15 protein-coding genes and 2 pseudogenes are annotated in these 19,333 nt (G+C 59.4%); 5 read left to right on the top strand and 12 right to left on the bottom strand.

Annotated elements, in window-relative coordinates; translation table 11 throughout:
* Positions 1–112: 112 nt before the first annotated feature.
* On the top strand, positions 113–1,222 hold the full coding sequence (locus ACVJ5M_RS31625) for an IS630 family transposase (protein WP_135216181.1): 1,110 nt from the start codon (positions 113–115) through the stop codon (positions 1,220–1,222).
* A gap of 1,444 nt (positions 1,223–2,666) precedes the next feature.
* A complete protein-coding gene (locus tag ACVJ5M_RS31630; RefSeq protein ID WP_283018611.1) occupies positions 2,667–3,098 on the top strand; it encodes a hypothetical protein in 432 nt (143 codons plus the stop codon).
* Between the two features lie 625 nt (positions 3,099–3,723).
* On the opposite strand, the gene ACVJ5M_RS31635 is transcribed toward ACVJ5M_RS31630, so the two are convergent.
* The 6 genes from ACVJ5M_RS31635 to ACVJ5M_RS31660 all read right to left on the bottom strand — a co-directional run bounded on the left by ACVJ5M_RS31635 (position 3,724) and on the right by ACVJ5M_RS31660 (position 10,819).
* Entirely contained in the window at positions 3,724–4,944 is a 1,221-nt protein-coding gene (locus ACVJ5M_RS31635; protein WP_354125758.1) for a sensor histidine kinase, read from the bottom strand.
* Positions 4,884–5,327 (bottom strand): MASE4 domain-containing protein, encoded by a 444-nt coding sequence (locus ACVJ5M_RS31640; protein ID WP_256376418.1) that lies wholly within the window; start codon positions 5,325–5,327, stop codon positions 4,884–4,886. Before ACVJ5M_RS31640 ends, ACVJ5M_RS31635 begins: the two co-directional genes overlap by 61 nt.
* Before the next feature lie 314 nt (positions 5,328–5,641).
* A complete protein-coding gene (gene ipdC / locus ACVJ5M_RS31645) occupies positions 5,642–7,285 on the bottom strand; it encodes an indolepyruvate/phenylpyruvate decarboxylase (RefSeq protein ID WP_063984136.1) in 1,644 nt (547 codons plus the stop codon).
* Between the two features lie 245 nt (positions 7,286–7,530).
* Positions 7,531–8,145 (bottom strand): tetratricopeptide repeat protein, encoded by a 615-nt coding sequence (locus tag ACVJ5M_RS31650; RefSeq protein ID WP_354100053.1) that lies wholly within the window; start codon positions 8,143–8,145, stop codon positions 7,531–7,533.
* 597 nt (positions 8,146–8,742) lie between these two features.
* On the bottom strand, positions 8,743–8,934 hold the full coding sequence (locus ACVJ5M_RS31655) for a hypothetical protein (RefSeq protein WP_155795049.1): 192 nt from the start codon (positions 8,932–8,934) through the stop codon (positions 8,743–8,745).
* 1,237 nt (positions 8,935–10,171) lie between these two features.
* Positions 10,172–10,819: an alpha/beta fold hydrolase gene (locus tag ACVJ5M_RS31660; protein WP_245328451.1), complete on the bottom strand. Its 648-nt coding sequence runs from the start codon at positions 10,817–10,819 to the stop codon at positions 10,172–10,174.
* A gap of 453 nt (positions 10,820–11,272) precedes the next feature.
* Between ACVJ5M_RS31660 and ACVJ5M_RS31665 the strand changes: the two genes are divergently transcribed.
* Complete coding sequence (locus ACVJ5M_RS31665) at positions 11,273–11,473, top strand: DUF6494 family protein (RefSeq protein WP_027548237.1); 201 nt, start codon at positions 11,273–11,275, stop codon at positions 11,471–11,473.
* Positions 11,474–11,714: 241 nt separating this feature from the next.
* Here ACVJ5M_RS31665 and ACVJ5M_RS31670 read toward each other — a convergent pair whose 3' ends face one another.
* The 3 genes and pseudogenes from ACVJ5M_RS31670 to ACVJ5M_RS31680 all read right to left on the bottom strand — a co-directional run bounded on the left by ACVJ5M_RS31670 (position 11,715) and on the right by ACVJ5M_RS31680 (position 14,978).
* The gene (locus ACVJ5M_RS31670; RefSeq protein ID WP_063984139.1) at positions 11,715–12,296 is read right to left on the bottom strand and encodes a TetR/AcrR family transcriptional regulator; all 582 of its coding nucleotides are present in this window, start codon (positions 12,294–12,296) and stop codon (positions 11,715–11,717) included.
* 116 nt (positions 12,297–12,412) lie between these two features.
* A pseudogene (locus tag ACVJ5M_RS31675) lies at positions 12,413–13,078 on the bottom strand (amidase family protein); the annotation flags it as partial.
* Positions 13,079–13,754: 676 nt separating this feature from the next.
* A complete protein-coding gene (locus tag ACVJ5M_RS31680; RefSeq protein ID WP_283018609.1) occupies positions 13,755–14,978 on the bottom strand; it encodes an OpgC family protein in 1,224 nt (407 codons plus the stop codon).
* An 844-nt stretch (positions 14,979–15,822) separates the two neighbouring features.
* On the opposite strand from ACVJ5M_RS31680, the gene ACVJ5M_RS31685 reads away from it, so the two are divergent.
* Positions 15,823–16,800, top strand: coding sequence for an AraC family transcriptional regulator (locus ACVJ5M_RS31685; protein WP_063984142.1), 978 nt, complete (start codon positions 15,823–15,825; stop codon positions 16,798–16,800).
* Between the two features lie 97 nt (positions 16,801–16,897).
* Positions 16,898–17,320, top strand: coding sequence for a recombinase family protein (locus tag ACVJ5M_RS31690; RefSeq protein ID WP_187387748.1), 423 nt, complete (start codon positions 16,898–16,900; stop codon positions 17,318–17,320).
* 146 nt (positions 17,321–17,466) lie between these two features.
* On the opposite strand, the gene ACVJ5M_RS31695 is transcribed toward ACVJ5M_RS31690, so the two are convergent.
* The 3 genes and pseudogenes from ACVJ5M_RS31695 to ACVJ5M_RS31705 all read right to left on the bottom strand — a co-directional run bounded on the left by ACVJ5M_RS31695 (position 17,467) and on the right by ACVJ5M_RS31705 (position 19,280).
* Entirely contained in the window at positions 17,467–17,709 is a 243-nt protein-coding gene (locus tag ACVJ5M_RS31695) for a hypothetical protein (protein ID WP_187387749.1), read from the bottom strand.
* A gap of 548 nt (positions 17,710–18,257) precedes the next feature.
* Positions 18,258–18,379, bottom strand: a pseudogene (locus ACVJ5M_RS31700) (SOS response-associated peptidase); the annotation flags it as partial.
* 82 nt (positions 18,380–18,461) lie between these two features.
* Positions 18,462–19,280 carry a BA14K family protein gene (locus ACVJ5M_RS31705; RefSeq protein ID WP_187387750.1) on the bottom strand — a complete coding sequence of 273 codons (819 nt, stop codon included), beginning with the start codon at positions 19,278–19,280 and terminating at the stop codon, positions 18,462–18,464.
* Between the last annotated feature and the right edge of the window lie 53 nt (positions 19,281–19,333).

The raw sequence follows: 19,333 nt of genomic DNA on the forward strand, positions 1-19,333 counted from the left end.
CAGCGAACCAACTATAAGTGGGTACATCCTTTAAGCCATCCCGTCCTAGTCATCTGGAACGCAAGTTCGCCACATTAGTTGATAGCTCGAATCTCTACAGAGGAGAGAGCTCGTGGCGAATGCAGGTGAACGAGGCCGGCCGATCGCGCCGTTGGTGCTTAGTCCGCAGGAGCGGGCGTACTTGGAGAGGCAAGTTCGTCGTCATCGCGTTGCCCGATCGCTATCTGAGCGCTGCCGCGCGATCCTGCGGTGTGCGGATGGCTTGCCAAGCAAGTCCGTGGCTGCCGAACTCGGCCTCCACGAACACACCGTTGGCAAGTGGCGTCGCCGATTTTTGAAGGATCGCTGTGATGGCCTGCTTGACGAGGCCCGCCCTGGCCGCCCTCGAACCATCAACGACGATCAGGTTGCTGAGGTAATTGAGCGGACATTGCGTACAACGCCACCCGACGCGACGCACTGGTCGATCCGCTCAATGGCTGGGGAAACTGGCTTTTCCCACACCACGATCCGCCGAATGTGGATGGCGTTCGGCCTGCAGCCGCACCGCAGCCAGACATTCAAGCTGTCGAGCGACCCGCTGTTCGTCGACAAGGTCCGCGATATCGTCGGCCTTTACCTGTCCCCACCGAACCGAGCCCTTGTCCTCAGTATCGATGAGAAAAGCCAGATCCAGGCCCTGGATCGCGAGCAGCCGGTCCTGCCGATGATGCCGGGCGTACCGGAACGGCGCACGCACAGTTATGTGCGGCATGGTACGACCTCGCTGTTTGCCGCGCTCGATGTCGCCTCGGGGTTCGTCATCGGCAAATGCTATAAGCGGCACCGGGCAGTCGAGTTCTTGAAGTTTTTAAAAGGGATCGATGCTCAAGTTCCTGAAGGCCTCGATGTCCATCTCGTCATGGACAACTACGCCACCCACAAAACACCTAAGATCAAAGCGTGGCTCGCCCGTCGGCCGCACTATCATGTCCACTTCACGCCGACTTCCGCGTCATGGATCAATCAGGTCGAGCGCTGGTTCGCTGAACTCACCAGAAAACAGATCCAGCGAGGTGTTCACACCTCCGTCAGGCAGCTCGAGGCCGACATCCGTACCTTCATCGACCTGCACAACAGAAAACCGAAGCCATTCAAATGGACCAAGTCCGCAGACCAGATTTTGGCTTCCGTCAAACGCTTCTGCTATAAAGCTCAGCGGACTTTATGTGGCGAACTTTAGATTCACGTGACTAGAGGCCGAAGACGTCGCGTCTCGCTTCATCTAACCGGGATGAGGTATGGGCGGCTAGATCCGCTTTGGGTCACACGGCGACATGCGGAGATCTCGCCACGTGACAACTACATGCCGTAGCTTGCTCTTCCTGGCGCGGCTCCGAGACCCATCAATTCCCGATAGCGCAACAGCACGGCTTCGCGTAGCGCACGGCTTGAGCTCGATACGGAGCCGACTCCTAAGACGATCAGCAGCAAGCCCAACCAGGTCACCGCCCACCCCCTCCCCTCATCGCCGGCCCCCCTAGGGCCCATGCCCACCGGCAGAACCGGGGGCATCGAGGCAGCAGCGGCGTCACTCGCAGCCGCAAGAAGCTTCTCTACGTCAACTTGGGGCGGCACGGAGAACTCCGCCGTGAGCTGGTTGGTACGCCGATGCAGGTCGGGTACCGCTGGTATCGGGGCCGTCGTGCTCGTTCCAAGTTCGGAAGCAGCCTCAGCTACTTTGAATTCAGGGACAGGGGGCTGAGACTGCTCGGCCGGTCTGGGCCGCAGCAACTCTGCGCGCGCGTCAACGACCGGGCTCCGCTTACGACTAGCCACGGGATCTTTAGCTATGCGAGAACGAACGGGCTTCTTCACTGTCGCAATGCCCTCGGCCAGGAACCAACATTTGCGGCGACCATCGACTCGATAGACCCAATGCTGGTCATCGGGGACCGAGTCGCCGGGCCGCGCCAAGCATTCCGCTCGCGCCGGATAGGTCGGAGCACGTGCGCGCGGAGCGATATTGAACAAGTCGTCAAGAGGGTCGGAGGACGCGGGCGTCGTTGAAAGAATTCCAGCGAGAGCAAAACCAGCGAAGCAAAATCTCAAATAACCGGACATCGAAAACTCCCGGTGTATCGTCCCCACCCCCTCGACCCTTCGCGCCGACATGGGCGGCATACGGCTCAAAACTGGCGGCGCAAGGGATTCATTGTGTTCGTGACTAGTCCGGGTCCGAAGCAGCCGCAGCTGCGAAGTGCAGCAGCCTGCCAAATCTCTTTCGCCGCGGCACTCGGACCGTGGCTTACGACCGTGGATGAGCTAAGGATTTGGCCGATCAGTTGCCATATCCCTTTGCACGTGCGGAAGACTGCGGCCAGGGTGCGAAGGAGTGGATATCCGCAAACGTTAATGGATCGGCCTGCAGGCGCTGTTTTCCGCGTTTACTGTTCGTATGTGCGTTGCAGAGCTACTGCCGTTGGGGCATCAGCGGAGGTGAGTCCTACCCTAGCTAGCCTGCTCAGTCCGCTTCAACCTGGGCCAGGAGCCGACTAGTTGGTAAGATTCGCGTTTGAACTCTCCCGCGCCGTCATTACTGTGACTGGATTGCCAATTGCCTTTCCCGCCGCGCGGATGGTGTCAATGAACAGCTTCGCGGCCGGGTTCAAACCAATCGGACCACCATGTCCTCTAGCTCCAAAGCTAGTATCGCCAAGAAAGCGCGCACGAAGGCTGAAGCGGATTTTGCCACCTGGCTCATGATGGCCAAGCTCGGTGGTTTCGATGACCTGCCGTCCAGCGCCCAAAGCTTTCTGACTAACTATCGAACTCGGCTCGAGACAATGAGCGAGGCCGAGTCCACGGCCCTAGCCGTTCGCGAGGTCTACAGCGCTTATTACAGCGAGATGGGAGGCGTGGGCGCGCCCCCGGAACCAAAGGCTCGCACACCAATGACAGAGGGCAAAGACGTGCGGCTCAAGAAACGGCCTAATCAGCCCGGTCTATCGGCTGCACTGCATTCGACGAAGCCAATGATCCGAGAACCCCTTCCAGCACTGCTGATTTTCGCGAGCATGGTGGCTCTGATTGTCGCATATAGATTTCTGGCGCAGTAACACTGCCCGCGGATTGTGGGGACGAAGTGCCGCTCACAGTAACCGCGGACATCGCTGCACTTCGCATTTGTGCCAAAGGCGGAAGTGATCCCGACTCGCGGCGTCGCGAAACGGCGATTGTGCGACACATTGAGAATGCGGCCGCCGCGCCGGCCCCTCCCCATTTTGGCTGCGGGGGCGAGCCACGTCCTCGTGTGCCGTCGGAGACGGGCAATGACCATAAGAACCTTTTGCACGCTCGCCGCCGCCATCTTTGCCTTGAGCGCGCTTTTGCAGTTGATCCGGATTGTGATGGATGGTCCGTCACCTTGAATGGCGTCGATGTGCCGTTTTGGGTGAGCTGGATTGCCGTCACCGTGGCGGGCGCGTTGAGCTTCGTCGGTTTCCGCGCCGCCATGCGCAGCTAATTGCTGGCAGAGCCCACCCGGGCCGATCTGTCGCCGGGCAGCGGAGCCACTTCCCTACTCGCGGATATCGCACCGTCGTGCTGTACCGCGACAGCGGCTTAGTGCAATTCGCGTCGGTTTGGCATACCTGCATCCATGTCCGGTCTTCCCCGAACAGCCGACGCCGAAGTGATGGGTAAGCTTCGACGCTAAGGGCCAAAGTCGGACTCAGGCGGCTACTAGGATGGGCTGTCCGAGTCTACCGGAACCGTGAAGTGAAAAATGGCGCCGCGGCCTTTATCGGCGGTCACCCATACTTGTCCTTCATGCGCCTCGATGATCGACCGGCAGATTGACAGCCCCATGCCCATGCCATCCGTTTTGGTCGTGAACATCGGGTTGAATATCCGATCCACGGCGCCGCCGGGCTCTAGACCTTCCCCCGTGTCTTCTACCGATACCATCACGTATCTGGAGCGATGGACTTCAGACCTTATGGATAGGACCCGCTCCCCATTCTTCGTGGCCATGGAGTCAATTGCGTTCGTAATCAAATTCACCAGCACTTGCTGGAGCTGAACCTGTTCGCCTCTTATCCGCGGCAGCCGTTTGTTAACGTCGGCTTGAACGGCGACCCGATGTCTCCGCAATTGGTCACGGACGACGGCCAGAGCTTCCTGGATGACATCGTCGATATCGAGCGAAGTCCGGGTCCGTGCACCCGTCTTGAAATGCACCCGGATATTTTCGATCACGGCGTCCGCACGGTGTCCGGTGGTCACGACGCGCCGAAATGCATTCCTGGCACTATCGAGCTCAGGCTCGACACGATCAAGCCAGTGCAATCCCGCGTTGGCACTGGCTATGATCGCCGTTAATGGCTGTTTGATTTCGTGGGCAATTGAAGCCGAGACGGCGTCGCCGGTCATCAGCCGCGCCTCACGTTCGCGACGTTGCGCCAGGACCGCGCCGAGCAGCTGCGCGTGAAGCGTCGTTATCTCATACAGCAGGACAAAGAGTACAAGAATGCTGGACACGAACCCGAAGACCCGGCCAGCATACCAGCCGGCGCTGAACCGGGCAAAACCGGGAAACGAGACCAGATAGATCTCAATTGCATATGCGCAAACAACCACCATCAGCCACAGATCGAGCACCGAACGCTGGCGCATCCAGAGCAAAGTGAGCGCAACTGCGTTCCACAGGATTAGACAACTGGCAATATAGAGCGCGAGGGTAGAAAAATGGACCGGGTCGAGCATGATGCGGGGCAAGTATGCCTCACCCACTATGACAAGAACTGTCACGGCACACACAACGGCTGACGTCATCGCAACACTCGAAAGAATCGTCGCGCCCACTGAGCCCTCCCACAATCGCTTGGGCGGATCGGCAACCTTCAAAAGGGTATATGCGATGACGAACGTAGGAAAACCGGCGTACCCAGAGCGTTGAGCCAATCCGTGCTCTGTAGCCCCGCGCCAAGCAGGCCAACTGGCGCGAACGCCCCTGGAAAGACCAGCATCCAGGGGACAAGCATGAGCCCCGTGAAGAGATACCCGGTTGAGATTGCGAGGAGGGCACTCGAACGCAGGGTGGCGAACTGGTTGAACAGCAGGACCGCGGTGATCATGTCATTCACGAACATCGCCGTGCCGTAGGCCGGGACGAAGCTATCGATCCGCGCCAGCTGGACGTTCGAGAGCGCCCCTGCCAAGATTAAGACGACGCCCAGGAAAGCGAGCATGACCGCAAGGGCAAGCCGTTTCTGCGCCCGGCCGGGCGGTAAGGTCGCAAGGGCGAAAGACTGATCCTCCGGGATAATGACGGCGGGCTTCATCATCGGAGCGAATCTTCCCAGCGGCTGGAACGCGCGGCACGAAGCTGCCCTGAGTTTCGTCTGGACGGAGCGTATGTTTTCGAGACGATGTTTTCAACTTGCCGAAGACGCGCTTGCAGGGTTTCAGTGGCCTGCTGCTAGTCCGGACCGGGCGGCACTTAAAGGTCCGCTTCGGGTCAAAAAGCGAAAAACTCAGCGTAAGCAAACCTCGTCCGCTGCGCCCTACTAAGCTGACCACAGTGAGCGGTGTCACCACTTCGCTGATGGCCAAAACCTGATCATTTAGCCGCCATTTTTCGCACTCTTCGTGCAGCCCCTTACGCCTTCGCCATGCGCTCGCGGACGGATTTGAAGCCGGAAACGAAACGCGCCAGCGTGTCCGATGTCGCGCCGCGAGGCAGCATCACCTCGACCAGCGAAAACTGCCCGCGCCGCTTGACCGCGCGATCGAGCGCAGCGGCAAGCTCGCGGCGCGTGGTGACCCGTTCGCCGACACCGCCGATCGACGCCGCGATATCGGCAAAATGCCAGTCATCGAGATCGTTGAAGCGCGATTCCGGCTGGAACACCCGCAGCATCTCCCAGCTCTTGTTGTTGAACAGCACGACAACCGGATCGAACCCGTAGCGGCGGCAATTGCCGAGCTCCCAGCCGGTCATCTGGAACGCGCCGTCGCCCACCAGGATCAGCGGCCGCAATCCCGTGGCCGCGACGCCGATGCCGGCGGGCACCCCAAAGCCCATGCCGGCATAGTAGCCGGGCGCGGCGAGTGCTGTGTTGTCGATCTCCATGCTGGTGAACAGGCAGTCGCCGATGTCCGACGTCATCGACATCTTGCCATGGCGGTCGAAAAGGTCGTTGATCGCAGTCGCGACATCTGATGGCGAGATCGGTGCGTCATCGGCAGGCAGGCCCCGCGGATAGACGGCGCGCTGCTTCAGCGACAGCAGATGGGACCGCGGCCCGTTTGGCTTGGCGCGCGCCTCCAACCCTTCGATCAGGCCGGCGAGCGGCATGTTGCGGAAGCAATGATAACCGATCTGCACCTCGCGGCTTGAGGCTAAAATGGTGCGGTGTGGATCAGGCGCCCGGTTGGAGAGCGCGAAATTGGTGTCCGAAAGGATGACGCCTAGCATCAGCACTAGGTCGGCATCCTCTACCAGCCGGGTGATCGCGGGATCGCCAGCCGCGCCGAGATAGGTGCCGGCTACGACGTCCGGAGCGTGCTCGAGAAGTCCGCGTCCCATGAAGGTGGTCACCAGAGGGAGCTTCAGCTTGCGCGCCAAAATAGCGATTTTGTCCTCTAGGCCATAGCGCCGGATTTCGACATCGACTACCGCGACCGGAGCGGCAGCCGCCTGGATGCGATCGAGGATTTCTTCGACGCATTCGGCGAGCGCACCAGCAACCGCATGCCGCGGCGGCAGCGCTACGATGGGCTCGACCTCGGCCGCCGCCATGTCACGAGGAAATTCGAGATAAACCGGCAGCGACATTTCCCGTGCGCTGCGCAACACCCACGCGATCTGCGCAGGTGCGGTTACGGGATCGGTCAGCACCGCCTGATCGCAGGTGATTTCCTTGAACACGGCTAGCTGCGTATCGACAGTCCGCCCCTGATGATGCAGAAGAAAGCCACTGGTACGCTCGCGCGCGCCTGGCGCGCCCGCAATCACCACTACCGGTGAGCGCTCCGCATATGCCCCCGCGATTGAGTTGACGATATTGAAAGCGCCGGCGCCGTAGGTCACGGCGGCAACGCCGAGGCCGCCGTGATATCGCGCCGACGCATCCGCCGCAAAACCGACCGCCGGCTCATGACTCAGCGTGAAATTTGGCAGGATGTTGCTTTCTTCGATGACCTTGAACAGCGGCAACACGAAATCGCCGGGAATACCGAAAATCTCGTGGGCGCCGTGGTCTTTCAGCGCCGCGAGCAACGCAAGGGCAAGCGTGGGCATGGGGGCGTCCTGGGAGCTAGAATATATTCAAGCATGATCGCCTTCGTTCCGTGATCCCGCAAGACAAGAAGCCGCGATGACCCCTTTGGGTCAGAATGCGAAGAACTCAGAGTGAGCAAAGTCAGTCCGCTCTACCCCACCAAGCGGACCTCAACGAAAGGTGTCGCCACTTCGCTGATGGACCATGAACAGACATAGCCACCCGTCGCGTTAGCGCCGAGCTCTGACCGCCGCTGCAAAGCGTGCTAATAAACCAGGCTAGTGCCGGGCGGCTTCTCTAGCGCGGCGGCCAACGACCGGTACTCCTCGCAGCCAGTCCCGCAAATCGTCGCGATTCGACTCAAATGATATTGCGCTTGATCGCGGTTGCCCTGTTCGATCTGCCATAGGCCGTAATATTGCCAGGTCAGCACATGGTTCGGATCTGCTTTCAGGGCGCGCTCGTACCAGACCTGCGAAAGCTTGTAGTGGCCGAGCTTGCGATAGGAGTAGCCGATCAGATTGGCCACATTCGGGTGATCGTCGTGGCCGAGCGTCTTCAACTGCTCAATCGCAGAGGCATAGTCAGTGCGGTCGTAGACCGCCGAATAAGCTGCGCGGTACCCATGAGCAAAGGCGGGGTCGTCGAAAAGGGACTGCTTGGCTTTTTTGGCCTTGGGCTGGTGAGTGGCCTTGTTGCCCGACCGCCTCGGGTATGACGAAGGTGGATAAGCGGAGCGTTGCCCCATTCCGCTATAGTCTGCCTCACTGCCACCTGGCTCAGTGCCCGGGGCCGCAACAGCCGGAGTGACCGAGAACGCAGCGATCAGCGCAATCGAACACGTTGCCAGCGTCACAATCCTGATCATCAAGTTGGCCATAGAAATCTCCTGCAAGCTACGCCTTCGAGCTCCCAATCCAGCCGAACATGTTAACTCCGGCTTACCTCATTCCTGGAAAGGTGTTTAGAAAAAACGAGATTTGGTGTGACAGCAATGTTGTCTTATGAGCCGGTCAATGTCCGCAGCGGGTCAAAACCGGCTGTATCGGCCAGCCTTGTCGTGCGTCCGGTCTTCCCAGAAGAGCAGACGCAGCGGCCATCCCCGTGAACGGCAGCTAAGGGCCAGAAGGTGACGTAGCAGGATGGTGAGCACGAAAGAGGCCGCCAACTGAGGCGGCCTTACTCACTCTTAAATTCCGCAATCTTTCGATCTTGACACCATAGCTCTACGTCGCACCCGTCAGCTAAGGATCTGGCGCGTTTCTTGGCTTCGGTTTCGTCCTCACACATTAGATCGATGCGAACCTCGATATGTCCGTCGAGGCCCATAATATATGCGCGGTACTCTTGCTTCTGCTGCCCGTCCAATGCTTGAAGCCCGTATTTTGAGTTACTGCGTGTTTACATGCACTCGCGTTTTCAAATCGTTCGATGAGTCGAATTCATTGATCTATTCCTCGGTTGGCCTGAGACGGCCTTATTCCTCCGGGGGTTGTAGGCCCGGCGACGTTAGCCATCCGTCTATATGAGAAACGGTTTCGAGCTGGCGCAGTTTGAGTTCGAGAAGATCACGCTGCGGTCCTGGCGGCGTATTTTTCAGTTCCGCTATGATGCGGGCTCTTTCCACGTCCAGATTGTCGTCAATGTGGGATTGTGAGCGTCGTCCCATGGCACTCTCCTTTCCCTGCGTGAATTGGGCGGGAGCGCAACCGGCGTTCTCATCACCGATCAAAGCACGGTGCCGAGCGGTGAGAGAACCAGTGTGCACCCGGAACCAGAGCGACGCCAGAACAAAAGTTAACCCAGTAAACGTCTGCCGGGGTCAGAAGCCGACTTCGGGCCATCGGCCGGGATGCGGCTGCTCTGGGCCTTGGCGGATGACGCGGCCGAGAAGGCACGTGGTGAGACGAGGAAGATCGAGCGGCGGCATACCTGACAAGATTAGCGGAAAAGCCGCCGCCGGGTTGAGCGCGGCGACGGCTTCTTCTTTACGCGCTCAGACGGCCGCGACTACCCGTCGCGTCGCATGAAGGAAACGGTTAGCGGGCGCTGCGACGCCATCAATTGGATGACGCTCCTGTTTGCGCAATTCATCGACTAGGCGTTCGAGGTACTGCGGCAGAGGCGAGGCTTCGAGAGATAAGTTCTGTTGCAATCTGTCACCCACCTCGTCACAGATCGACCGGGCAGTCTTATGATCGATGTGGTCCGATATTCTGCTGGTCGGTTCCATATCGCGACCTTTCGATTAGGCCCCACGATTAACTCAAGTTACAGGGATGCGAAAATGTTTCGCGCACCTTCGAAGAATGCCGATGGCTTCATTGAATGGAACGAAGACACTGTGCGTCAGGCCGATTGCCCTTGTCAGCGCTGATACCTGCAACCCGCCGAGTTAGTGGAACTTGGCGCGCGACTTTCAACACTCAGAATGTCCGTTCCGGGTCAATCGCGTCACTTTGGCCGCATGCCGTTCTCTTCCGGTCTACCCCTGTGACCGGACATCGTCAGACCGCCCCGGCATGTCTCACACGGGCCAAAACGCGACATTGCGTTGCTTGCCGCGTCTACGCAAGTCCTCGTTCGCGATCTATAACTGTTTCAGGAATTCCAGGAGCGCATTGCTTACGTCTTTGGCGCGCTCTTGCTGAGTCCAATGACCGCAACCTTTCAAGACTATTGTCTCGCGAAGCAAGGGCACGAACTGTTTCAGGCTAGGGACGAGATGGCTCCAACTCGGCGATCTGTAAACCCCGTCTCGATCGCCAACGACATAGAGTGCCGGGACCTGAACCTTTGCGCCGGACCATGGTGCGAGCAACTCCCAATTGCGATCAATGTTGCGATACCAATTCAAACCTCCTCCAAAGCCGGTGCGCTTGAACTCCTCAACGTAAAATTCGATGTCACTGTCCGTGAGCCACGGCGGCAATGATTGGGTTGTAGGCTTCCCATAAAGCCACCCCCCCCTCACTAGGAAGCATCGTGAGCGACGCAGGATCTTCAACCGGCGCATCGCCAGATAGGGCGAACAATGTCGTCTTGATTGCGTTGTGGACGTCTTTTTCGAGTTCTGCCTCGGCAACGCCCGGCGTCTGGAAATACAGTTGATAGAAGCGCTGCTTTTCGGCCCTCGGCATGACAGTGCTTGGTCGGTCGGGACCACGCACCGGAAACGGCACGCTCAAGCCAACGACAGCCCTAAATCGATCCGGTCTAAACAGAGCGCAGCGCCAAGCGACCGGCGCTCCCCAATCATGTCCGACAACGACTGCTTGATCCGTGCCGATCGCGTCGAGCAATCCGACCATGTCTCCGGTCAAGTGCAATAGAGTGTATTGATCGATCGCATCCGGTTTGTCCGTCTGCCCGTAACCACGCATGTCGGGCGCGATGGCGCGATATCCGGCGGCAGCGAGCGCTTCCAATTGGTGCCGCCACGAATACCAGCACTCCGGAAAGCCATGGCAGAGAAGCACGGTGGGGCCGCTCCCTGCTTCGGCCAGGTGCATTCGAATGCCATTTGTCTCGATAAATCGAAGCGAGATCGTCATTGCCAACCTCCGCAAGATCATTGATCTGATAGCTAATCAGTCACATTGTGAGCTCCAGCCACAACCGAAGTGGCTCCGCCGACACCCAGTCGAACGGCGGACCGCCAAAACGACATGCTCTACGAATTTATTTTCGAGCCCGCACCGCGCCTCCGGCATCGGCGCAAGGTCGGCTTCGGGTCACGCACAGAAGAACTCAGGTTGAGCATATCGAGTCCGCTTGGCCCAAAAGGAGCGGACATCTAGCGGACATGCCGGGTCGGCCGCTTGGGCCACGAGCGGAAGCACCCCACTGAGTGAGACTTTCGCTTCCAGGTGTAGTCTTCAGCTTCGGACCGAGGTTGCAGGCAATCAGGTTGAGGAGGAAGTCGGCGGCGACGCGAGCGGGGCCTCGGTGTTTCGTCATTGCTCGCCTCGTGTTAGACTTTACCTGCCCGATCAGGGAGAACAGCCATGACCGCCGAGTTCGATGAAGACCGCTTCAATATGGCTATCCGTAAATTTCTGAAGCATGTCGGAGTTACATCGCAGCGTGAAATTGAGAACCTAGTGCGTAGCGGTGAGGTGAAGGGTGGCAAGCTCAAACTACGAATGACCCTGTCCGCTGAGGGGACGCCGCTGAAACATGTGGTCGAGGAAACAGTCGCGCTCTGACGATTGTCCCGGCTGTGGGAAGTCATGGCCCTGATCCTCACGAAGGCTATCATTGCGGTCGCCGGCCGAACGTCGCCTTCGGATCAATCGCCTCACTTTGGCCGCGTGCCGTTCTCTTCAGGTCTACCCCTGTGACCGGACATCGTCAGACCGCCCCGGCATGTCTCACACGGGCTAGAAGCCGACCTCGGATTTTTCGCGGATGACGATCTCCATGCTGAGCCTCTACCGGCTTCCTAGTCTAGGAAGATGCAACTCGTACCAAGTGCAAGGCGGCCTCAACGCCGCCTTCCAAGATCTGCTCTGCCTGCGTAGCATTGGGCATAGCCCGTGCGAACTGAAGGGTGCCCACCATGAGGCCGAAGATGGCGGTCGCGCGGCGGCGGCTCGCTCCTGCATCTGCGTCAGGAAGCAGCGCGGCCAATGTTGCAACGTAGCTTCGCAGCCCTTTCTCGTAGTCTTTCCTGGTGGACAGGGGCTGTCGGGCGATTTCGGGGAGCAATGCCGCCGAGGGGCACCCGCCCGTCGGGTCTTCGAGGTGAGCGCGGTTCAGGTATCTCCGAATCGCGCCCTCAAGGTCCAGGCCCCTCCGGTGATCCTCATCGAGGCGATGTTGCTGGTCGCCGAGCGCGCTCGCCAGCGCCTCGCGAACGAGCGCGTCTTTGGACTCGAAGTGCGGAGAGAATGCGCCCTTGGTCAGGCCGGCCTCGCCCATGATCCCAGCGATCCCGGCGGCGGAGATACCGTCTCGGCGCATGCACTTCGACGCCACATCGATGATGTGCCGTCGCGTCGCTGCCTTATGACCTTTCTCGAAACGCATCTTTTCTCCAGTTCACCAATATCCCGCAGCCGTTAGGCTGCAGCCTCTTCCAACAGGGCCCCCTTCGCCACGCGAAGCGGCCACGACGTTAGATCGCACTCTATTTGGCGCCCAAGATGCCTTATCGGCGCAACGCCGTCGCGTGGCCAACGTCCAGTGGTTGGCTTGAAGCCCACGACCCCACAGAACGATGCGGGTACCCGGATGGACCCAACGGTGTCACCGCCCAAGGACGCGGGAACGATGCCGGCGGCCACGGATGCGGCGGAGCCGCTCGAGGAGCCGCCCGACACGCGATCTCGTGCGTGCGGATTCTTCACCTGGCCATAACGTGCGTTGTGACCAGTCAAGCCGTATGACATCTCGACGAGGTTGTTCTTGCCGAAGACCAAGGCGCCTGCCCCCTTAATGGCCCGGACAGCGTCGGCATCTTCGCGCGGCACGAAGTGAGCGAGGCCTTCGACGCCCAGGCTGGTAGGTAGCCCTTTCGTCAAATAACTGTCCTTCACCCCAAGCGGCACACCAAGGAGCGGGGCCGCCGATCCGGCCGCACGCGATTTGTCTGCGGCCCTCGCGGCCGCGAGCACCCCGGCCTCGTCGATAGTGATGAAGGCGTTCAGCTCGGCAAGCGCTCGGGCGCGCTGTAAGAGCGCCGCGGTGTAGGCCTCCGAGGTGATGTCGCCGTTGCGAATCGCTGCTGCAGCGGTTGCGAGCCCAAGCGAGTCGACATCTGTGGTTTCTCGCGATGCGATGCGGGGTGAAGCTGTGGTCGTGTCATCCATGAAATCCTCGCAAAGGAGCTGCTGGGCGGCACCCCGCCGCCGCCGCCCAACGGCGGCTCAGCCGAATGCAATTACGGTCATAATATTAAATTACGATCGTACTTCAATGGAAATGTCGGCCTCGCCGGACACATGAGCGTGAGGTGTGAGGTGCCGGCGGACCGATGGATTGCGGGCGCATTGCTTTCAACAGCGACTTCCGCTTCGGGTCATAAGCCGTCGACGACGACTACGGAGGGCGACTGCCGCTTTAGTCCCGATAGCGGACATAGTGAGTGCCCTACCCCACGCGGCAACAGCCCCTTCGAAGAAGATGGGTCACCGTCCGCGATTCGAGAGTCAAACATTTTGCCGCGGGCGTGGCGGAAGTACTGATAACCGCGGCAGGTACTTCTCCTTTCCCTGTTAATAAGCGCTACCAACTCGTTCTGGGGGAAGGACTGCGTCAGTCAGGCTCCCAACGCAACTTGAGCGGCAAGCCGGTCTCGGACGAGAGACGCTCGGCCAGCGCATGCGCCTTGTCGGAGCTGCCGACGACAGTAGCCATGTCCGACCAGCTGATCGATGAGTGCATTGCGGTTATGAAGGCGAAAGGAGCGGGAGACGCTCCGCACCCAGGCTCTCTTAGTCCAAGTCCGAAACGGGTCAAAAGCCGACACCGTGACCAATACGTCAGCTAAGGGCCAAGAGCTTCCCTGCGCGCTCCATCCGCAACCTGCCAGCTAGAAAACACGGGCGCGATCTTCTTGGTCGACTGCGTCCACCCGGGATAATGACTGCGTCTGACGCTGATCCGGTTCAGCAGCATCGCGACGACAATCATCGCGAGTATTCCAGCAAGACTGAGCACGATCTGCATCGCAGGCCGGCCCGAAATGTCAAGCAGCGTCAGGTGGCTGGCCAGCGCCAGGAGGACGCCGAGACAGTAGATTGGCAGCGAATTCTCACCGCAGCACCTCGCGCAGCGCATGACTGGCGTCGATAGCCCGCGCCAATCGTGAGGAACGAACCGTAGCACCACAATTGCAAGAGCCAAGAAATGCAGCAGCCGGAACGGACTGAGATTCGATTTATCCAGCGGGAAGAGCAGGGACGTCAAATTTTGCGGGACCAGCGGTTTGCCGCTGCAACTCAGCGTCAGGACCAGGCCAAAAACCAGACAGACAACAGCAAGAGTAAGCGTCGTGCGCGACGTCACCCAGGGCCAGACCCTCTCCCCTTCGATGACGCACCACGCGCCCAGCACGATCAAAAGCTGCCAAGCCAACGGGTTGAAGAACCAGGCGCCGTTGGGCCAGGCTGGAACGCTCCAGCCGAAGATGTGCACGAGCGCATAAAGCAACAGCGAAACACCAAGCGTAACGTTTGGTGCTCGCAGCAGCAGCCACAACAGCGGCGCGAACAACACGTGAAAGATGACGAAAGTCGGCAAGACGTCGGTGTTGACAGGGCGATATTGCAGGATTGCGGCATGCGCAAGCGTCGCGCCCGGATGAGCGAGCAGAATCCGCGTATTGCTCTCGTCAGCAAGCCGATCGCTGCCCGCGAGGTAGACGAGGACGGTGCAAGCGAGCGTGAGCAGCAGAAACGCGGCATAGATGTCCCATCCCCGCCGCAGCGAACGACCAATCATGCCGCTCCAGCCCTCGCGCTGACGTGCCCTGCCGTAGGCCAGCGCGCAGGTCACGCCCGAAATGAACATGAATATTTCGGCGGCATCGCAGAAGCCGTAGTTGCGCGGTGTCAGCCAGCTTCCGATGTTGTTGGGAACATGATCAAGAAAGATCCACCATAGCGCGATCCCGCGACAGACATCGATGCGCAGGTCGCGGCCAGCCCCCCTGAACTCCGGCGGAGTTTCGCCGATCAATCGCTTCGAGGTGTGAGTTCGATCGTGCATCTGTTTGACCTGCCGGCGTACTCGCACATCGGTCGATGAGAGGCTCTGCTGCTCCGGGCTGGGGTGCCGAGCGGGGTATCCGACCAAACGATGCGGTTACGAGCCCGAGCTACCTGATGGTTGGAGGCTCTTTCGTTGGCCAGCCGGTGCTTTGATTGCCTGGGCCGGAAGGTTCGCCGTCCTCCCAAAACGTTTGCAATATGTCGTCGCTGGCAACCGGTATCAGAAGCTGCTTCCGCATTTCGGCGAGGCGGGCACGACAATACTCACGGTAAAACATCTCCACTAGAGTGGACATGATCGAACCCTCGCTTGATCATCACCATTGACGATAGATTTCGACCATTTCAACCGGCGGCAAATATCAACGGCGCCGGAGTAGTTTGTGTCCGACGAACTCGGATGACGACGATGTGGCCGACGAGGCGCGACACGAAATCGGTATCAGAGAACGTCTAGTGCTGCAGGACAGTCTGTCCGCGGATCGTTGAGTTCGATCAATCGCGAGAGTCATAGAAGCGGAGCTTACGGGTTCACCCCGCCAAGGATATCTAAACTAGATCCGATAACGGCAATCAGAAATAGAGCCATCACGACCGCCTCCTCTTAAAGGAGATTTTTTGACGCCACGGCCTTCGCAATCACTATAGACCTAATTTCTGGCCGCTAAGTGAACGAGTTCACATCAGCATTGAACTTAGCTGAGCGAGACTAGCAGGCCAATGGCGTAGCTTCTTGGACTCTTGCGCACAGATCAAACAAGTTCGGTGCGCGAACTGCAAAATGCAGATACCGGTGAGTTTGTCGCATTTTGTCCCGATGTCCAACAAGGCTGGAGGTCCCCATGTCTATGGACGCAGCCAAATTCGTATCACATCGATTCTCGACGCGGGAGTTTCCGGAGCGGATGCGAATCCCGCTATGGCGCGAGGACTTTGGGCGAGGCATAGTCCACGCTGATATTGAGCCTCTATCGAACGCACCGTTTCAGGCCTACGCAACGCTGCAAGCGATCCGAGGTTTGCGCAGGCTCGCGCTGAAAGGCTCCCCTATGCGTTTCAAGCGCTTGCAGGCGAGCATCGCTGATGGTGATGACTCGATCGGAGTCATCCTCTGTTCTCCCGGCAAAAGTCAACTATCGCAGCGCTGTCAAGAAATCGAGCTTAACGCCAGCGACGCCATCGCAATTCTGCATTCCGAGCCGGTCACCGTCACCTATGTCGACGGATTGCTATTCGGTCTTGCCGTACCGCGCGACGCGCTTGCACAGCGCGTGACGAACGTCGAAAGCCGCGCCATGCGGCCGATTTCTCACCGAAATGAAGCGCTCCGACTTCTCATGGCTTATCTCAAGTCGGCATTTAATGAGAGTGTTCTGGCCACCCCGAAGCTGCGAGATGCAGTCGTGACTCACATCCACGATCTCCTGGCGCTCGCAATCGTCGAGTGCGCTCCCTTGGGCGAGAGCAGTGCGAGCGCTGTCGTGACTGCGCGCCACGGCGCCGCCCTTGATTACATCGAGACACACTTTCAAGAACCAGGACTCAGCGTCGAGATGGTAGCTCGTTGCCAAGGCATCTCACCTCGCTATCTGCAGCGCCTGATGGCATCATCAGGATCATCGTTCACCGGGCACGTGAATGAGTTACGCCTCCAACGAGCGCTCAAACTGCTGACCGATTCCAGCGCCAGCGCGCGGCTAATTTCCGATATCGCCTTAGAGGTCGGCTTCTCGGATGTTTCGCATTTCAATCGCTTGTTCCGAGCTCGCTTCGGCGATTCGCCGCGTGGCGTTCGTTGCGCCCGAAGGGATCCTAGCTGATCCACGTGCCCCTCGGCGAGTGCGAGTGATGGTCGCCCAATGACCGCCTTGGGTCATAAGCCGTCGATGACGACTACGGGGGTCGACTGCCGCTTCAATGCCGAACGCTGACATAGTGGTTGCCCAGCGCAGCGGTCTCGGCCGGGAAGCGCAACATTCTGCAATCAAGGTGTTCTGCGCACAGCACAGCTACAGCATCGCGGCGGAGCACCGCGAAGTCGATACTGGCAAGGGAGCCGATGCTTTGGAGCGTCTGCCTGAACTCGCGGCAGCCATGAAGCGAGCTCGTAAGGTCGATCGAGGTGGCAAGACAAGCGCAGCCCCGATCATCATCGCCAAGCTGGACCGGCTGAGCCGCGACGTTCACCTCATCAGCCGGCCTCATGGAGCATCCGGCCTCATGGTGCATCGCGTGTCATTTCTGGTGGCAGAGCTAGGCGCGGACGTCGATCCGTTTGCGCTAGCCGGTTCGGCGTGTACAGGCGCACTCTGGCCAGAAGGCTCGAGAAGCGGCCGGTGAAGTGATTGCGCAGCAATGATTGCGGGTGGGTTAGCCTAACGCCTTCCCACCCACGATTCATGCCTGGTGGATACCGAGCGGCGGATTACGCGTCCACTTTCGGTCTTCGAGTCCCGGCAGACAATCGCTAACCCGCTCTGCGATTTCTACTGCGTGGCCACGTTCCCGGTCGCATCGCGATCATTCTTCGGGTTGTAACCTGAGTCGTGAAGATTTTTGAGATACATGGCGTGATCGTTTGCGTTCATACCACCCGCCCAGCCCATGGGCGATGGCGATTCCGGAACAGCGGCATGAGTGTTCATCGCGTGGCGATGATGGTGCGTTGCCGAGGCGGCAGTAACGGAGAGAGTGAGAACAGCGAGAGCGACGAGCAGTTTTCTTGTCATAGTTAGCTCCTGTTGGGATTCCCCCCTGGAGTGCTACAACGCATAACATAGTCAGCTCACTTCAGGTAGCATCACCTTCCGTCGTCACCACAACGTGACTTTTTCGGAGCAAGCGTGATTGGCGCGGGCGCGCTCCTCAACTTGGGCAACACCAAATCTCTAGAGACGTCCCAGCGAACAGACCGAAGCGCGGCCTTGAGCTGCTGCCAGTTCGATCGACGGCTGGTTAAGCTAATGCCACCTTCCTCCTGAACTTGATAGGGCTGAAGCGGCGGTCTCGCGACGATGTACGAAAGCGTTCGCGGTACTTTGATCTCGGAGGACGCCGACAGGCAGCGAGTAAAAGCCGCGATTTCGGGTCCGAGGAAACTCGTGATTGGAGAGAGCACGCGGCCAACTTGGAAAGTGGGATGCTCAGAAGGGCAACGTTTTTCGAGATCACCAACTGGTACGATCATCTCATTCGCATAAGCATTCTTTTCCGCAACTTTTCCCTCCCCTCCCCCTCGGTCAAAGAACGCCTTGGCTCGCTTGTGCGCAACGCAAAACCTTGGCTCGTGCCACGGCGCGCGCATCCAGACATCGCGTTCTTCAACGGTGGTCAGGATCACCGGCATGGCCTTCGGTTGGATCGACAAGACGACACGTTCGGTGACGTCGTCAGGAAGCCGCAGCAGACGAGTGAGGGAGGCTGCATCTCGCTGCCATAGCGGCAGGTCAGCTAGACTTGTTGCCGAAACACCGCCCCGCACTTATGGGCAGGAACGCCGCCGTCCGTCATAGCCGATGTAAGTTCCGGATGCCGGATCGTAAGTCTGAAAGTGCTGGCAGCCGTAGCCCCCGCGCGGTTTGTGTTCAACGCGAGCTGGTTCGCCTGGTTTAATTGCCGATTTGCTGTTCTCCGTGGCCACGTCCGGTTGACCTGCGGTCTGGGCGGGGTTCACGAAGGCGGCGTAGCTGTTTGCCCAGGCAGGCAAGGAGACACCGGGCGTCTCTTCCACAACGGCAGGTTTCTGTTCCATGGAGCGCCGCGCGTCCGCCAGTTCGGTTGCAAGCGCTTCGGCCCTGTCGTGCTCCTGCTGCAGAGACTGCCACAGCACCGCCGTCGCGCTGTCGACCGCTTGGCTGAACTGGTGCGCCTCGCCGTTGGGCCTCGACAGCAGTTTCCCGACGTACCGCCATGCCTTCACAAGTTCTTTTTCGAGCGCCTCGGCCCTGGCGTGCTCTTGCTGCAGAGACTGCCGCAGTTCCGCTGTCGCGCTGTCGATCGCCTGCTTGAGCTGCGCCGCCTCGTCGTCCTTCGACAATGGCGTCTGTTGCGCCATGACCGGCGGGACGATCGTGATGAGCTTAGACAACTCCTGCTGAGTGGCGTATCGCGCCACATAGGCGACGACGTCGGCGTTGAGACAGAACCCGATGAGTGCCGCCGCGACGAGGGTTCGGGCGATCCAGGAAATTGCAAATCCCCGCCGCGCGTGTGACGCCTCGAGGATGACGACGTTTGGTGCGGTCTTAATCGTATGGCGCATGTAAACCACCGCCGGGATATCAGGCCATTGCTTCTTCACTTCGCCGGAAGCCTAACCCCACCCGTTGTGCCCCTCAAGTTTGGTGTTACTCC

Source organism: Bradyrhizobium sp. S3.7.6 (assembly GCF_054061875.1).

What these genes read in the sequence shown, in the direction of transcription:
- ACVJ5M_RS31630 (WP_283018611.1), top strand. Translation starts at nt 2,667, where the DNA reads ATGTCCTCTAGCTCCAAAGCTAGTATCGCCAAGAAAGCGCGCACGAAG.
- ACVJ5M_RS31640 (WP_256376418.1), bottom strand. Translation starts at nt 5,327, where the DNA reads ATGATGAAGCCCGCCGTCATTATCCCGGAGGATCAGTCTTTCGCCCTT.
- ipdC (WP_063984136.1), bottom strand. Translation starts at nt 7,285, where the DNA reads ATGCCCACGCTTGCCCTTGCGTTGCTCGCGGCGCTGAAAGACCACGGC.
- ACVJ5M_RS31650 (WP_354100053.1), bottom strand. Translation starts at nt 8,145, where the DNA reads ATGGCCAACTTGATGATCAGGATTGTGACGCTGGCAACGTGTTCGATT.
- ACVJ5M_RS31655 (WP_155795049.1), bottom strand. Translation starts at nt 8,934, where the DNA reads ATGGGACGACGCTCACAATCCCACATTGACGACAATCTGGACGTGGAA.
- ACVJ5M_RS31660 (WP_245328451.1), bottom strand. Translation starts at nt 10,819, where the DNA reads ATGACGATCTCGCTTCGATTTATCGAGACAAATGGCATTCGAATGCAC.
- ACVJ5M_RS31665 (WP_027548237.1), top strand. Translation starts at nt 11,273, where the DNA reads ATGACCGCCGAGTTCGATGAAGACCGCTTCAATATGGCTATCCGTAAA.
- ACVJ5M_RS31670 (WP_063984139.1), bottom strand. Translation starts at nt 12,296, where the DNA reads ATGCGTTTCGAGAAAGGTCATAAGGCAGCGACGCGACGGCACATCATC.
- ACVJ5M_RS31680 (WP_283018609.1), bottom strand. Translation starts at nt 14,978, where the DNA reads ATGCACGATCGAACTCACACCTCGAAGCGATTGATCGGCGAAACTCCG.
- ACVJ5M_RS31685 (WP_063984142.1), top strand. Translation starts at nt 15,823, where the DNA reads ATGTCTATGGACGCAGCCAAATTCGTATCACATCGATTCTCGACGCGG.
- ACVJ5M_RS31690 (WP_187387748.1), top strand. Translation starts at nt 16,898, where the DNA reads ATGCCGAACGCTGACATAGTGGTTGCCCAGCGCAGCGGTCTCGGCCGG.
- ACVJ5M_RS31695 (WP_187387749.1), bottom strand. Translation starts at nt 17,709, where the DNA reads ATGACAAGAAAACTGCTCGTCGCTCTCGCTGTTCTCACTCTCTCCGTT.